Source organism: Moheibacter lacus (assembly GCF_014042165.1).
Taxonomy (GTDB): domain Bacteria; phylum Bacteroidota; class Bacteroidia; order Flavobacteriales; family Weeksellaceae; genus Moheibacter; species Moheibacter lacus.
The window spans coordinates 481,427-497,998 of sequence record NZ_JACDZE010000001.1 but is presented as its reverse complement, the minus strand read 5'-3'; the positions used below and the strand labels follow the sequence as shown (position 1 = coordinate 497,998).

Here is a 16,572-nt window from a genome sequence, read left to right as displayed (position 1 = left end):
TTTAATTTCTTGGTGTTCGTTGTAAATTCCGAATTATCTGAGCTTAGTGAACATTGTGGTTTCTTATTCAGATTTGATTTCAATAAATATTTACCACAAAGATGCACAAAGAAATCACGAAGTCCACTAAGAAATGAGTAGGATTGAACCATTATGATTTGAATTTCTCATAACGTTTGGCATGAAAATCCAAAGCTTCTTCAATGGGAATGAATTCCATCCCGATTTCTTTTTTGATTTTTTCATTGGAGTAGACGACATTTCCGGTCAAAGCATGATAACTGGCTTGGCTCATGTAGGGTCCACCGAAAATCCGGCTGATTTGGGATAAAAATTTGGCCAATTTTAATTTTCCTTTTGAGACCAATTTGGCTTCGCCTAAATTTTTAGCTTTCCGCAAATGATTGAATACATTTAAAAAACTTTCATCACCCGAGTTTAGAATAAAAGCTTCATTCCATTTGTTTTTTTCGACCAATTCCACCATCGCAAAAGCCACATCTCTTACATCCACATATCCCGTCAAACCTGCAGTTGCAAAGGCTTTTTTCTTTCCGGCTAATTGGAACAATCTTTCACTTGCGCGATTTCCATCCAGACTTCCGATGACCACGGAAGGATGAACCACAAGCACTTTTAAACCTTCTTGTGATCCACGCCAAACATTCATTTCACCTTTCTTTTTTGAAATGGCATATTCAGAATGAATGCGCTCTGCATCAAATTTTGATTTTTCAGTGATGATTTTTTCTCCCGGTATTTCATCTAGAACGGCAATCGAGCTGATATAGACGAAATTGGGAATTGTTTTGGCTATTGCGAGATTGACCAGATTTTCTGTTCCTTTGACATTGATTTCATGGATTTGTTTTCTGGACCGATCGTCAAATCCGACAGAAGCTGCAGCATGATAAATCGTTTCCACTCCATCGAAATGCTTTTCCAAATCTGGAATGTCCAACAAATCGCTTTCAACCCAATCAATTTTCTGAAAACTTTCCAAATCGGAAAATTCCAAAAACAAATTTTTTACCGCTTCTAAATCGGAATTTTTGCGTTTCATCGCCCGAATTTGTTTTCCTTTTTTGGACAATTCGAGCAATAAAAAACTTCCGATCAGACCTGTAGCTCCCGTTACAAAAACCATTTTGCGAAGATAAAGTTTAGATTTTAGAAAGAAGATGTTAGAAATTAGAAATTTTGTGGACAAACATAAGTTTGAACTGAAAAAGAAGTAAATTTCAACACTCAACCAATAAAAAATTCCATGAAAACAATCGAAGAAGTACTAATAAAACTAGATGAAATCATTCTTTGGAGCAAAGAAAATAAAAGTCCGCTTGGCTATTTTGCCTGCACATATCGTGCTACTACAGCACAAGTCCTGCGAAATATAGAATTGAAAAAATTTGAGGATAATCCGCGGATGGTTCGTATGGATGTGGATTTCGCATTACGGTATATTGATGCTTGGGGCGCTTACCAAAAAGGTAAAAAATGTACGCATTCATGGTACTTGACTTTTGAAGCAGCTAAAAATGATAAACTATTGATTCTCCACCATATATTTTTGGGGATGAATGCGCATATCAATTTGGATTTGGGGATTTCTGCGGCAGCGGTGATGCCTTATCGGAAAATCAATCCGCTTAAAAAAGATTTTGTGAAAATCAATTCGGTCATTGCTTCCATCAATCAAAATGTGCAGGAAAAACTAAATGAAATTTTTTATCCGATTGATCTTTTGGATAAAATTTCCAATGGAAAAGACAATGCTGTCCTTGATTTTGCTATCTCCAGAGCCAGAGAAGCATCCTGGACTACGGCGGTCATCCATTCCAATACGCCCAAATTCTTACGGGAATCGGTCATCGATATCGTGGATTATGCCACGGCAAAAGTGGCGACGCAAATTCTACATCCTAAATTGATTTCTTCCAAAACCATTTCCGATTTACGAAGTTGTGAAAGTCAAGACATTGTAAAAAATATTGAGATTTTACAAGCGATTAAAAATGTTTAAATCAACACCGGTCGCCGAGGTTTTTCGTCTTCGAGGATTTTGGCCAATGTCGGTGGTAGAACGGTAATATTATTAAAGAAATCATCAAAAAAACCTTTGGTTTCTTCGGATAATAATTCAGAATATTCTTCGATGAAACTTTCGCCGTATAGCATAGGCAATTGCACCAATTTCCCATTTCTAAATATCCCAACCAAATGGTATTCGTTCAATTCTTCTTTTGATTTTCCGCTTGCAATGCAATGATTCATTAAATAATTCAAATCAATTTCTGTTTCATTCGCATTTTCCATTTTCGGCATTCCACCCAGACCCATCGCAAACTCTTGAATGTTTTGCATCGATTCTTTTGAAATGCTTTTCATCATATCAGTTTTACAATTCTCACAGATGGCATATTCAAAAGTCGTTTCAAAATTGGATTGATCGTGTGTTTTTTGAAATGCTTTCTCGATAAAATAATGACCATCTCCAAAACCGTTTCCACAAACGGAACATTGGTCATAAGGCTGGTGATTTTCTTCCGAATAAAATTCTTCGGGAATCTCCTCGTTGAAATTGAAAAAGAAATGCACGTCTATTGATTTTGAATGTAAAATTAAGGAATTTGGATGGAAGGAAGAGGATGGAAGATGGGTGATGGGAGAAAATTTTTCCACCCTTTAGGGTCGGGGAAGAAAAATCTTGGGTTGATAGGTCGGAATTAATAAATCTTTCCCGGATTCATAATATTTCTCGGATCGATGGTTTTTTTAATGGTTTTTTGCAGTTCCAAATTGGCTTTTGAAAATACAATCGGTAAAAATGGTTTTTGAATCAGTCCGATGCCATGTTCGCCGGAAATCGTCCCACCTAAATTTTTTACGATTTGAAATAATTGAGCTAGAATCAATTGAATTTCAGGAACATTGTAAGAATTTTTAAATTCCGGATGATTGATTCTGATGTGCAAATTTCCATCGCCTGCATGTCCGTAACAAACAACTTTAAAATCATTTTCATCGGCCATTTGATGAATTTTTTTAACCAATTTCCCCAAATTCGCTCTTGGCACAACCGTGTCTTCTTCAATCGTATAACCGTTGATTTTAACAATTTCGGCGACACGTCTTCTGATGAGCCAAATTCTTGCTTTTTCGGTTTCATTTTCGGCAAAAAGAATTTCTCCGATGTGAAATTTTGAAACCACTTCAACTAATTTTTGAAGGTCAATTTCGATTTTTTCGTCCAGAGCAATCAACAAATGCGCTTGGATTTCAGAATTTTTTTCAAACGAAGAATTAGCGTCGGCAAATAAAAATTCGGTTGCCGCATCGATCGCGCGTTGTTCCAAAAATTCCAATGCAGAAGGGTTTACACCGGCATGAAAAATCGCTGAAACGGCTTCACAAGCTTCTTCCAAATCATAAAACGGCACCAAAATCGAAATGTCTTTTTCAGGTTTTGGAATGACTTTCAGAACGGCTTTTGTGATAATGCCGAGCGTTCCTTCACTTCCAACAAAGAGTTGCGTCAGATTTAGTCCTGTGCTGTTTTTTAGTGTGTTTGCGCCCGTCCAAATGATTTCGCCGTTAGGCAAAACCACTTCCAAATTCAAAACATAGTTGGAAGTTACGCCATATTTTACCGCTTTTGGGCCACCGGCATTGGTTGAAATATTTCCACCGATCAACGAACTTTGCCAACTGCTTGGATCTGGTGGGAAAAATAAATTTTTCTCGGAAAGCGCTTCTTGAAGAACATAATTGATCACGCCGGCTTCAACTATTACTTGAAAATTTTTCTCGTCGATTTGGATGATTTGATTCAAATTCTCAACCGATAAAACCACACCGCCTTTGATCGGCAATGCGCCTCCAGCCAATCCGGTTCCCGCTCCACGAGGCGTGATGGGCAAAAGATTTTCATTGCAAAATGCTACGATTTTGGAAATTTCTTCAACAGAATTGGGTTTCAATACAACATCTGGATAGAATTCTAGATTTTCAGTTGCATCAGCCGAATATTTCTCCAAATCTAAAAGCAATACATTTTCTTTTCCAATTAAATTTTGGAAAAACTGAATGTCTTGATCGGTTAAAACTTTGTATTCCATTTTTAATTTCGAATGGCGAAAAGCGCTATTCGCATTGCGTAGAAATTCAATTACTTTTGTCTGAAATATATATCTATCGGCACACCCGTAAAATCAAAATTCTTGCGCAATTGATTCTCAATAAATCGTTTATAGGGTTCTTTTACGTATTGTGGCAGATTGGCAAAAAACGCAAATTGCGGGGTTTTGGTCGGCAATTGGGTGACGTATTTGATTTTGATGTATTTTCCTTTGATTGCCGGTGGTGGCGTGATTTCGATGATGGGCAACATCAACTCGTTCAATTTACTGGTTTTGATTCTTCGGCTTCGGTTTTCTGTCACTTGCATGATCGTTTCTACCGTTTTATGGACGCGTTGTTTGGTCAGCGCAGAAATAAAAAGAATCGGAACATCTGTAAAAGGAGCGATTTTCTTTTTGATTTCGGCTTCGTATTCTTTTATGGTATTGGTTTCTTTTTCTACCAAATCCCATTTGTTAACGAGAATCATCACACCTTTTCGATTTCGCTCCGCGAGAAATAAAATGTTTAAATCTTGTGCTTCGATTCCGCGCGTCGCATCCACCATCAGCACACAAACATCGCATTCTTCTACGGCACGAACGGCACGCATCACCGAATAAAACTCCAAATCCTCGCTTACTTTTCCTTTTTTCCGCATTCCGGCGGTATCGATCAACACGAATTCGTGTCCAAATTTATTGTAAAGCGTTTCGATGGAATCCCGTGTCGTTCCGGCGATATCGGTAACGATGTTTCGTTCTTCACCGAGAAGTGCGTTTGTTAAAGTCGATTTTCCGGCATTTGGGCGACCTACGATCGCAACTCTTGGCAAACCTTCAAATGGATCTTCAAATTCCGTATCGTCAAAATGTTTGACGACTTCGTCGAGCAATTCTCCGGTTCCGCTTCCTGTCATGGAAGAAACGGTGTAGAATTCCTCAAAACCAAGGTTGTAGAATTCGTAAGTATCATCCAAATTTTTGTTGGAATCCACTTTGTTCACAACCAATAAAACCGGCTTTTGGCTTTTTCGGAGCAATTGTGCAACTTCTTTGTCCATATCGGTGAGGCCGACTTGGTTGTCGACCATAAAAAGAATCACGTTGGATTCGTCGATGGCCAATTCGACTTGTTTGCGGATTTCGGTTTCAAAGGTATCTTCAGAGCCAACGATGTATCCGCCGGTATCGATAACGGTGAAATCGCTTCCATTCCAGTCGGTTTTTCCGTAATGACGGTCACGTGTTACACCTGAAACGTCATCGACAATGGCTTGGCGTTTTTGAACTAAACGATTAAAAAGTGTGGATTTCCCGACGTTTGGTCGGCCGACGATTGCAACGATGTTTGCCATAAAAATTGTTTAATAAAGGATTTATTAATGGGTATCTCTCTGAGCCCAAATTTTTTGCAAAGGTACGATAAGCAATGATAGGATGAAGAAAAACTATTGGATATCATAAAATTTCTCGATTCGATGCCATAATTTTGCAGTGTGTCCAGCATCATCTTACTTTTTCTGTGTTTGTTTTTGGGGATTTTATTCAGATCAATAAAAGTTTTCCCAAAAGAAACGCCTTTGGTTTTGAATCAATTTGTGATTTACATTTCACTTCCGGCAATGGCGCTTTTTTATCTGCCGAAAATCGAAATATCCACCCAACTTCTTTTTCCAATTGGGGTTGCTTGGCTTGGTTTTCTTTTTTCAGCCTTACTTTTTATCAGCTTAGGAAAAATATTTAAGTGGTCCAAAAGTTTAATCGGTTGTTTGATTTTAACAGGCGGACTGGGCAATACTTCATTCGTTGGAATTCCGGTCATCGAAGCACTTTATGGACAAGAAGGACTAAAAACCTTGGTTTTAGTTGATTTGCCGGGAACTTTTATGGTCCTTTCTACAGTCGGTATATTAACTGCAGCGACTTATTCGAGAGGGAAAACCAATTTAGGTCAAATTTCCAATCGCATTCTCCGTTTCCCACCATTTATCGCTTTTTGCATCGGAATTTTATTTACTTTATTTCAATTCCAATTTCCAGAAACTATTGATGTGGTTTTTGAGAAATTGTCTTTAACGGTCACGCCACTGGCATTGGTTTCCGTTGGTTATCAATTAAAAGTTGACAAACGTAGCAAACATTGGAAATTTTTGATTTTAGGGTTGGGTTATCAACTCATACTTTGGCCGTTGATGATTTTCAGTCTGTATAAATTCGGATTTGATCAATCCGGTTTGGCTTTTGAAGTTTCGGTAATGGAAGCGGCCATGGCACCGATGATCACGGCTTCGATTGTGGCAATTTCTTATGGATTGAAACCCAAATTGAGTGCGATGATGGTTGGAATTGGGATTCCGATTTCATTTCTGACTTTGGCGATTTGGTATTGGGTATTACAGTTGATTTAGGCGAATTATTTTTTCTTTCGGATCAAAATGTAAAGCAAACAAACCAGGAGCATTCCAAATAATATCCATTGAAATCCATCAACTGTATTGAAAATCGTTTTTTCAACTGTTTCATTCATTTTCTAAAATTACAATAATTTCAAGTTTATGAATCCTTATATTTGAATCTAAATTTTTCTATGCGCATTTCCTATCAACTTCTGCTGTTCCTTAGTTTGGCATTGTTTCTTTTGCATTTGAATTATCTTTTTGTGGACATTATGGAAGCAAGAAATTTCGTAACTGCACGCGAAATGGTGGATGATGGAAACTGGCTTTTTACGACGATGAATGGTGAACCCCGCTACCAAAAACCACCGCTTCCGACTTGGTTTAGCGCTGGAATGGCCGAAATTTTTGGGACGAATTCCATCTGGGCATTGCGTTTTCCGGCGGCACTTTCTTGTGTGGTTTTGATTTTAGTTTTCTATGAATTCTTAAAAAAGGAAACGGAAAATAGAAAGTTGGCTTTGACCGCCGGATTGGTTTTGGTGACGACTTATCTCGTTTTATTTGTCGGAAAACGAGCGACTTGGGACGTTTTTTGTTATAGTTTTACCTTCATCGGGATTTATTATTTCTATCAAACTTTTAAATCAGAACAGAAAAATTTTCTGCATTTTTCATTGGCCGGAATTTTCCTCGGATTGTCCATTTTATGCAAAGGACCAACAGGATTTTACGTCATCGGAGCACCATTTTTCCTCGCATATTGGATTGCATACGGATTTCCAAAAATCAAATGGATGGGTTGGATTTGGATGGGGATTTTGACCGTTTTCATAGGATTTTCCTGGTACGGCTATATTTATCTTTTTGACCAAGAAACTCTGCTCCAAACTTTGGAAGTAGAGTCCACGGCCCGCACGAACCGAAATGTGCGATCGCCGGCGCGTTATTTAAGTTTCCCGATTCAGATGGGTGTTTGGGCGATTTTTGCGGTGGTGGCTTTGGCATTTCCTTATGTAAAAAAGAAAGTTGAATTCCCGAAATCCTATGCTTTTTTCTTTTGGTGGACGGTGATATGTTTGGTGTTGTTGAGTTTGATTCCATCTAAAAAAGAAAGGTATTTGTTTCCCTTGATGATTCCTTTGGCGGCCACGACCGGATTTTATCTTCATTATTTGATGCAAAACCAGGATTGGAAAAAATGGGAAAAGATTTTGGTGAAATTTTCATTTGGATTAATCGGTGTCGTTTCGTTTTTGGTTCCGGTGATTTTATTCTTGATTTTAAAAGTAGAAATTGGCGTTTATTCGATCGCTTTTTCTGTTGCCGGAATTTTAATTGGAATTTATTTATTGAAATCAATTTTTCAATCCTTCAATTTAAAAAATGCGTTTCTGGGAACGGTGTTTTTTGTCGCATCTGCAATGCTTTTGGGAATTCCGGTGATCGATCAAATTTTTTATAGCAATGAAAATTACAATTCAATTTTGACGGCAAAAGAAAGAATCGAAAAGTCCGGATTGAAATTATACGGGTATGATGCATATTCGCCTGAAATTTGGTTCAAATACGGTGAAAAAATACCGGAAATTTATCCTGATAAACCCGAAACCTTTCCAAAAGAAGCTGAATTTTTTCTGATTTCGCAGGACAACGAGTCGGTGGAAGAAATCCAAAAACAATTAAAAAAAAGGGGTTATTCGGCGCAATTTTATCAGAAGTTTGATGATAACGAAGAAAAATCGGGAGCCAAAAACCATGTAGACCGAAAAAGGATGTTGATGTTTAAAGTTAGAAAATAAGAGATGGAAAATTTTAGAATTCGGAAAGCATTAAAGGAAGATTGCGGGCAATTGATGGAACTCATCAGGGAGTTGGCGGTTTATGAAAAAGCACCCGATGAAGTTACTGTTTCTATGGAAGAATTCATCGATTGCGGATTTGGAAAAAATCCGGTTTGGGAAGCCTTTGTGACAGAGTTGGACGAGAAAATCGTGGGAATGTCTTTGTTCTATATTCGTTATTCAACTTGGAAAGGAAGACGTTTGTACTTGGAAGATTTAATCGTAACGGAATCTGCTCGTGGAAAAGGTTTAGGGAAAATGCTTTTGGATAAAACAATTGAATTCGGAAAAGAAAACGGTTTCTCGGGAATGATGTGGCAGGTTTTGGATTGGAACGAACCCGCAATCGAATTCTACAAAAAATACAATGCCAAATTTGACGGCGAATGGCTGAATATAAGTATTGAGTTTTAATTTGATCTACAGGAATCAAACATTTTACGTTCTAATTTCTAACTTCTAAGCATTATCTTTGCAATCCAAAATTGAATTCTGATGAGCAATCCAAATCGCTATACCCTTACTGCAGCACTTCCTTATGCCAATGGCCCGATCCACATCGGACATTTGGCAGGCGTTTACATTCCGGCCGATATTTATGCGCGTTATTTGCGCCGAAAAGGAATGGATGTAGCGTTTATAGGCGGTTCGGACGAACACGGAATTCCGATTACGATTCGTGCGAGAAAAGAGAACACGACTCCACAAGCCATCGTGGACAAATACCACGAACAAATCAAGGAAACGATGCAAAGATTTGGCGTTTCATTTGATCATTATTCGCGAACTTCCAATCCCAAACACCACGAAGTTTCTTCCGATTTCTTTTTGAATTTGTACAACAATGGGAAATTTATCGAAGAGGTTTCGGAGCAATTCTACGACGAAGAAGCCAAAGAATTTTTGGCGGATCGCTATATCGTTGGCGAATGCCCGAAATGTGGAAATCCAAATGCGTATGGCGACCAATGTGAGAATTGCGGTTCTACCTTAAGTCCGACTGAATTGATCCATCCAAAATCATCGTTGAGTGGAAATTCTCCGATTTTAAAAGATACAAAAAACTGGTATTTGCCGCTAAACGAATACGAAGATTTTCTAAAAGAATGGATTCTTGAAGGACATAAAAACGACTGGAAATCAAATGTTTACGGGCAAGTTAAATCTTGGGTGGACGATGGATTAAAACCAAGAGCGATGACGCGTGATTTGAATTGGGGTGTGAAAGTTCCGTTGCCAGATGCTGAAGGGAAAGTACTCTATGTTTGGTTTGATGCGCCGATTGGGTACATCACTTCGACCATCGAATGGGCGGAAGCCAATGGAAAAGATTGGAAAGATTATTGGCAAAATCCCAACACGAAACTGATTCATTTCATAGGGAAAGACAACATTGTTTTTCATTGTATCATTTTTCCATCGATGTTAAAAGCGCACGGTGATTACATTTTACCGGAAAATGTTCCGGCCAACGAATTTATGAATTTGGAGGATGATAAGATTTCCACTTCACGGAATTGGGCGGTTTGGGGACACGAATATTTGGACGAATTTCCAGGTCAAGAAGACGTTTTACGGTATGTGTTGACGGCGAATTTACCGGAAAACAAAGACAATAATTTTACCTGGAAAGATTTTCAAACCAAAAACAATTCGGAATTAGTGGGAATTCTGGGGAATTTCATCAACCGTGTGATGGTTTTGACGCATAAATATTATGATGGTATTGTGCCTGAAAAAAAGGTTGAATTTGAAGAATTAAAGCAATTAAAAGACTTTGCAAAGAAAATTGGGCAATATTTAGAAAAATTCGAATACCGAAATGCGCTGATGGAATACATGAATTTGGCGCGTTTGGGGAATCAATTTTTGCAATCCCAAGAACCTTGGAAAAAACAAGACAAACCCGAAGAAGTAAAAGGAATTATGTATGCTTCGGTACAAATCGCCGGAATGTTGGCGCAGTTAGGCGAACCTTTTTTACCGTTTACCGCAGAGAAATTATTCAAAATGTTGAACATTTCGCCGATGAATTGGAACGAATTGGAACAAATAGAAGAAATCATTCCAATCGGCCATCAATTGAATCCTTCTGAGTTGATATTCAGTAAAATAGAAGACGAAACCATCGACTTTCAAATCCAAAAATTAGCAAACAGCAAATCCCAAAATCAAATGACAAATCCAAACGCAGAACCACAAAGAGAAACGATTCAATTTGATGATTTTATGAAAATCGATATGCGTGTGGGAACCATATTGGAAGCGGAAAAAGTGGAAAAAGCCGATAAATTATTGAAACTAAAAGTAGATACCGGAATTGATGTTCGGACGATCGTTTCGGGAATTGCGGAAAGTTTCACACCGGAAGAAATCGTGGGAAAACAGGTAACTGTTTTGGTGAATTTGGCGCCGAGGAAAATACGTGGGATCGAAAGTCAGGGGATGCTTTTGCTGACCGATAAAGAAGATGGGAAATTGACGTTTCTCGTTCCGGAAAAAGAAACACTGAATGGTGTGAATATCGGGTAACTTAATTTTTAGAATAAAGCATTTCCTAAGTTCCGAACTATGGAAAAGTTTTTAGATTCAGCTACTCATGCTCCCAGTGAACCAAGGGAAATAACGTTAATTCCGTCCTGCCGGGTATAGCTGATGCCGGTTCCAGTAATGATATTTCGTGATTTCGGTGGATTTACTTTTTTGTTGTCCAATATAGCAACCAATTTATTGAGATTTCTCGCAGCTTCTTCTATTTGCCCTGAGCCGAGTTTTATTTCAAATGCGCACCAATCACCGTTGTATTTCTGCACAATTGCATCAACTTCCAGATTGCTTGAGTCTCTGTAATGATACACTTTGGCATCGTTGGCTTGTGCATACACCCTGAGTTCGTGTATAACCAATGATTCAAATAAAAATCCAGTAAAATTCAAGTCGTTTAGGAGTGATTCCGTAGTGGTACCCAACGTTGCTACAGCAAGAGAAACATCAGTAAAATGGCGTTTGGGAGATTTTCGCAATGCAGAAGACGAACGGATATGTGTGTTCCATGCGGGTTGGTCTTCTGTAATCATCAATCGGTTGAGCGCATCGAGGTAATCATAGAGGGTCGGGCGTGAAATGTCCGTGTTTTCTGTTTGTTTGATATCCTTTTCCATCGTTGTGATGTCTACCAAAGTTGAAGTATTTCGGGCAAGAGATCGTAACAGGTTTCTAACTTTTACGGGATCGCGTTTCACATCGGAAATTCGACTCATATCTACTTCCGTAAGCAATTCTACATAAGCCCGGTTCAAGTCGGCAGCTTGCCCGCTCGTCTTGTTAAGGTTGGTAGGAAAACCGCCCGTTACAATTTTCTCAATAATAAATTCTAAATCAACTGGCTCATCATAAATATCAATTCCTTTGCCTTCAAAAAGGGTAGCCAAACTGATTTTACCTGAAGAGAAATCCAATTCCTGCCATGACATCGTACGCATGTCCATCACCGTAAATCTGCCGGCACCGGAATGCAGTTTTACTTCTTCCTTTGGATTTACAGAGCCCGTCAGGATAAACTGACCTGTTTTTTTTCTTTCATCCACTTCATGCCGTATGTAATTCCATATTTTGGGTTGCTCCTGCCATTCGTCAATCAAACGAGGCGTATCTCCCAACAATAATCTTTTGGGAGATGTGTCCATCAGTGCCACTACCTGTTCATCTCTGTCTACCTGTAAAATGCTTTTTGAAAATTGCTTTGCCGATTCGGTTTTGCCACATGCTTTTGTCCCTCTGATAAGCAATGCTCCAGATGATTCTAATTTTCGTTGTAATTCCTTATCCGATATGCGGCTGATGTATCCCATAAACCATTTATTTTCTCAAATATACATTTTATTTTACATATTAGTGTGCTTATACTTTACATATTTATAATAAAATATTTTACAATATTATGATATATTGTTTTACAAATAATAAAATTTGAAGGCAGTTTTTTTAATCCTAAGATTAAATTTAGTTCATAAAGTTTCAAAACATTACCGTAGATTTTTCATCAATGCATAAATCTCCAAAGTTGATATTCAATAGGATTATTAACCTTGAATATTTTTTTAATTAATTGGAAAATAGGCATTTGTAAATTGCATCTTCATTTACAAAATTGAAAAACCCACTAAACAAAAACTTTACAAGTGTTTTTTCTTGACTTCCGCCCAACGCTTTTTTACTTCGTTGCATCAATTATTAAAAACGAAACAGATGAAACGAAACCATTTAATCAAAAGAAGTTTAGGAGTTGTAGTCTTTTCTACCGCGATCCTTTTTGGATTGAATTCCTGTGGAAATCAAAATCCAAATTACAAAATGGAAGAGTATTCGGTTGAGTCGGCCGATGAAGCCAATTATGAAATCGCTCCGGCTCCCGAAGGCGAACCCGCAGCTGTGCAACATAACACGGAACGCTATGCGGAAATCGTGGAAAACGAATTTAAAAATGCCAAACAAAATCCGCTTTCGACTTTTTCTATCGATGTGGACAATGCCTCGTATGCCAACGTTCGTCGATTTATAGAAATGGGTCAGAAACCGGAAAAAGGAGCGGTACGCATAGAAGAAATGATCAATTATTTCTCGTATGATTACCCAAATCCAACCGGAGAAACGCCCTTTTCCGTAACGACGGAATTGACAGAAGCGCCTTGGAATAACGAAAACCAATTATTGCGCATAGGAATTCAGGGAAAAAAATTGGATTATGATCATTTACAACCCTCCAATTTGGTGTTTTTGGTCGATGTTTCGGGTTCGATGAGCGATCCAAATAAATTGCCTTTGTTGGTGCGTTCCTTTAAGTTGATGGCGCAAAATTTAGACCCAAAAAGCAAGGTGGCCATCGTAACCTATGCCGGAGATGCAGGTGTGGCGCTGGAAAGTACATCGGTAAAAAATTTAGAAAAAATAGAAGAAGCTTTGGATAATTTGGTTTCTGGTGGTTCGACAAATGGCGCAGGTGGAATCGAGAAAGCTTATCAAATTGCCCGTGAAAATTTCATCGAAAACGGAAATAACCGTGTGATTTTGGCGACAGATGGTGATTTTAACGTGGGAAATACGTCGGAAAGCGGATTGATGGATTTGATTCAAAAAGAAGCAAAATCCAAAGTTTTCTTAACCATTTGCGGATTTGGAATGGGAAATTACAACGACCAAACGATGGAAGCCATCTCCAACAAAGGAAACGGAAATTATTTTTACATCTACAATTGGGGCGAAGCCCAAAAAGTATTCAAAAAAGAATTGACCGCCAATTTATTTACGATCGCAAAAGACGTAAAAATTCAAGTGGAATTCAATCCAAATACCGTGGAAGAATATCGATTAATCGGCTATGAGAACCGTTTGTTAAACGATGAAGATTTTAATGATGACACCAAAGACGCAGGCGAATTGGGTGCGGGACACAACGTAACGGCGATTTATGAAATCGTTCCAAAAGGAGGAAAAACCAATGCCGGAAGTGTTGATCCATTGAAATACCAAACCCAATCGACAGGAGGAAATTCTTCTGATTTGGTGACGTTAAAATTACGGTACAAACCAATCGAATCGGAAACAAGTAAATTGATTACACAAATTGTAAAAACTTCGGATTTGAAAAATTGGAATTCGGCGAGTCAAGATCAACAATTTGTCGGTGCGGTTGCCGGATTTGGGTTGTTGTTACGCGATTCCAAATTTGCCACGAATTACAATTATGAAGATGTAAAGAATTGGGCGAAAAACGGAGTAGGAAGTGATGAAGAAGGTTATCGTTCCGAATTTTTGAGTTTGGTACGAAAAGCAGAGGATTTATAAATTTTTTCATTGTCCTATTTAGTGTTTGGAAACGGCTGGAGTGATTCAGCCGTTTTTATTTGGCTAAATTAGAAGGATTCCTAACGCTGAATTTCCTACATTTGGGATTCGTCAAAAATTGAGTATGAAACCGAAATGATTAAAATAATCTTTAAACACAGAGTGTAATGATTATTTTAATCATCTAAGGTTGCATGTGGCAATTGAAAAACAAAAAATAAACAATGAAAATAAAAAAAATCGCGATGGTAAGTTTGATGGCTTGCCTGTTTTTAAGTTGCAACGATAAAAAATCAGACGCAACAGATGTTACCAAATTTACAGCAGAACAAATGAAAGAAAACCCTTTAGTACAGGAGAGTTCCTTGCCTTATTTTGCGCCTGATTTCACTAAAATAAAGGATGAACATTTCCAACCTGCTTTGGAATATGCTTTTCAGGTAGAATCGGAGGCAATTGAAAAAATTGCCAATAATCCCGAAGCGCCGACTTTTGAAAACACTTTTGTTGAAATGGAGAAAGCGCATGAATTGATCGACCGTGTTTCCAATGTTTTTTATGCCTTAACCGGAGCAAATACAAATGAAACACTGAAAAAGTTAGATGCTGAAATGGCTCCCAAATTTGCGGCGCACACTGACAATATTTTATTGAACACCAAATTGTTTCAGCGTATCAAAACGATTTATGAAGATCGTGAAAAATTGGCATTGAAAGGAGAAGATTTGAAATTGGTTGAAGTGAAATACCAGGAATTTGTAAAAGCCGGAGCCAATTTGAATGATGATGAAAAGGAGAGTCTGAAAGGAATCAATGGAAAGTTGGCTTCACTTGAAAACCAATTTGGACAAACTTTATTGGAAGCCACAAATAATTTGGCTTTTATCATCCGAGACACTGCCAAATTAAATGGATTGACCCAAAGTGAAATCAATTCTATCAAAGTGGAAGGAAAAATGGAATGGAAAATTCCGATTCAAAATACGACACAACAACCGTTTACATCTATCATCAAAGACCGGAAAGTCCGTGAAAATTTGTTCCAAAAAGCTTGGAGCAGAACCGATGGTGGTGAATATTCAACTCTGGACATCATCGCTGAGATTGTGAAATTGAGAATTGAGAAAGCCAATTTGCTCGGTTTTCCATCTTATGCAGCTTGGAATTTACAAGATACGATGGTGAAAACGACCGAAACGGTAGACAGTTTCTTTGCACAATTGGTTCCTGGAACGGTAAAAGCGGCAGGTGAGGAAGCAAAGGTTTTGCAAGAAAAAATCAAATCAGATGGAGGAGATTTTGAGTTAAAACCTTGGGATTGGACGTATTATGCGGAACAAGTTCGCAAAGAAAAATACGATTTGGATGAAGGACAATTGAAACCTTATTTCGAATTGAAAAATGTATTGGAAAAAGGCGTTTTTTATTCGGCAACGAAATTATTTGGGATCACATTTAAACAGAGAACTGATATTCCGACTTATCATCCGGATGTGATGGTCTACGAACTTTTTGAAGAAGACGGAACTTTATTGGGCTTGTTTTATGGAGATTTCTTCAAAAGAGAAAGCAAAAGAGGAGGAGCCTGGATGAGCAATTTTGTGACCCAATCCCATCTTTTGAATAAAAAACCGGTGATTTACAATGTTTGCAATTACACCAAACCTGCTTCAGGAGAACCGGCGCTTTTGACCTACGATGAGGTAGAAACTTTGTTCCACGAATTTGGGCATGCTTTGCATGGGTTTTTTGCTGACCAAAATTATCCATCGCTTTCCGGAACTTCGGTTGCCAGAGATTTTGTGGAATATCCGTCTCAAGCGAACGAACACTGGACTTTGCATCCTGAAGTTTTGAAAAACTATGCCATTCACCATAAAACGGGAGAAGTGATTCCGCAATCTTTAATTGACAAATTGAAAAAAGCTGCTCAATTTAACCAAGGATTTGCTTATGGTGAAACTTTAGGTGCAGCCGTTTTGGATTTTAATTACCATACCTTGAGCGTTTTGGATAAGGAATTTGATGTAAATGAATTTGAGAAATCATCTTTGACAGAAGATAATTTATGGATGGAAAATGTACCGCCGAGGTACCGTGCTACGTATTTTAACCATGTGTTTGGTGGCGGATATGCCGGAAGTTATTATGCCTATTTGTGGACAGAAATGTTGGCGCTGGATACCGGAAAATGGTTTGATGAAAAAGGTGGACTCAATCGTGAAAATGGTCAACGTTATCGCGAAATGATTCTTTCAAAAGGAAATACTTTGGAATATAAAGAAGCCTATAAATCTTTTCGTGGAACAGATCCTAAAGTGGATGCCATTTTGGAGAGCAAAGGATTTAATTGACTTGAAAAATTCA

At 38.1% G+C, this 16,572-nt stretch carries 12 protein-coding genes; 7 read left to right on the top strand and 5 right to left on the bottom strand.

The annotated features are described in order from the left end of the window. Positions 1-151: 151 nt before the first annotated feature. On the bottom strand, positions 152-1,147 hold the full coding sequence (locus HU137_RS02390; RefSeq protein ID WP_182042208.1) for an NAD-dependent epimerase/dehydratase family protein: 996 nt from the start codon (positions 1,145-1,147) through the stop codon (positions 152-154). 120 nt (positions 1,148-1,267) lie between these two features. Here HU137_RS02390 and HU137_RS02385 point away from each other — a divergent pair, with 120 nt between their 5' ends. Further along, positions 1,268-2,023, top strand: a complete 756-nt coding sequence (locus tag HU137_RS02385) for a DUF5995 family protein (RefSeq protein ID WP_182042207.1) — start codon at positions 1,268-1,270, stop codon at positions 2,021-2,023. On the opposite strand, the gene HU137_RS02380 is transcribed toward HU137_RS02385, so the two are convergent. The 3 genes from HU137_RS02380 to der are packed head-to-tail and all read right to left on the bottom strand — an operon-like array spanning position 2,020 to position 5,476. Continuing rightward, positions 2,020-2,682, bottom strand: a complete 663-nt coding sequence (locus HU137_RS02380) for a hypothetical protein (RefSeq protein ID WP_182042206.1) — start codon at positions 2,680-2,682, stop codon at positions 2,020-2,022. The genes HU137_RS02385 and HU137_RS02380 overlap by 4 nt on opposite strands. Positions 2,683-2,726: 44 nt before the next feature. Continuing rightward, complete coding sequence (locus HU137_RS02375; RefSeq protein ID WP_182042205.1) at positions 2,727-4,118, bottom strand: FAD-binding oxidoreductase; 1,392 nt, start codon at positions 4,116-4,118, stop codon at positions 2,727-2,729. Between the two features lie 50 nt (positions 4,119-4,168). Beyond that, positions 4,169-5,476: a ribosome biogenesis GTPase Der gene (der, locus tag HU137_RS02370; protein ID WP_182042204.1), complete on the bottom strand. Its 1,308-nt coding sequence runs from the start codon at positions 5,474-5,476 to the stop codon at positions 4,169-4,171. 141 nt (positions 5,477-5,617) lie between these two features. Here der and HU137_RS02365 point away from each other — a divergent pair, with 141 nt between their 5' ends. From HU137_RS02365 to metG, 4 genes are all read left to right on the top strand, one after another. Continuing rightward, on the top strand, positions 5,618-6,529 hold the full coding sequence (locus HU137_RS02365; protein ID WP_182042203.1) for an AEC family transporter: 912 nt from the start codon (positions 5,618-5,620) through the stop codon (positions 6,527-6,529). Between the two features lie 179 nt (positions 6,530-6,708). After that, positions 6,709-8,319 carry an ArnT family glycosyltransferase gene (locus HU137_RS02360; protein WP_182042202.1) on the top strand — a complete coding sequence of 537 codons (1,611 nt, stop codon included), beginning with the start codon at positions 6,709-6,711 and terminating at the stop codon, positions 8,317-8,319. Between the two features lie 3 nt (positions 8,320-8,322). Further along, positions 8,323-8,775, top strand: a complete 453-nt coding sequence (locus HU137_RS02355) for a GNAT family N-acetyltransferase (RefSeq protein ID WP_182042201.1) — start codon at positions 8,323-8,325, stop codon at positions 8,773-8,775. 81 nt (positions 8,776-8,856) lie between these two features. Then, positions 8,857-10,893 (top strand): methionine--tRNA ligase, encoded by a 2,037-nt coding sequence (gene metG / locus HU137_RS02350; RefSeq protein ID WP_182042200.1) that lies wholly within the window; start codon positions 8,857-8,859, stop codon positions 10,891-10,893. Positions 10,894-10,958: 65 nt separating this feature from the next. Here metG and HU137_RS02345 read toward each other — a convergent pair whose 3' ends face one another. After that, on the bottom strand, positions 10,959-12,212 hold the full coding sequence (locus tag HU137_RS02345) for an ATP-binding protein (protein ID WP_182042199.1): 1,254 nt from the start codon (positions 12,210-12,212) through the stop codon (positions 10,959-10,961). Between the two features lie 397 nt (positions 12,213-12,609). On the opposite strand from HU137_RS02345, the gene HU137_RS02340 reads away from it, so the two are divergent. Beyond that, the gene (locus HU137_RS02340) at positions 12,610-14,205 is read left to right on the top strand and encodes a vWA domain-containing protein (RefSeq protein WP_182042198.1); all 1,596 of its coding nucleotides are present in this window, start codon (positions 12,610-12,612) and stop codon (positions 14,203-14,205) included. 224 nt (positions 14,206-14,429) lie between these two features. Beyond that, entirely contained in the window at positions 14,430-16,559 is a 2,130-nt protein-coding gene (locus HU137_RS02335) for a M3 family metallopeptidase (protein ID WP_182042197.1), read from the top strand. The last annotated feature ends 13 nt before the right edge of the window (positions 16,560-16,572 follow it).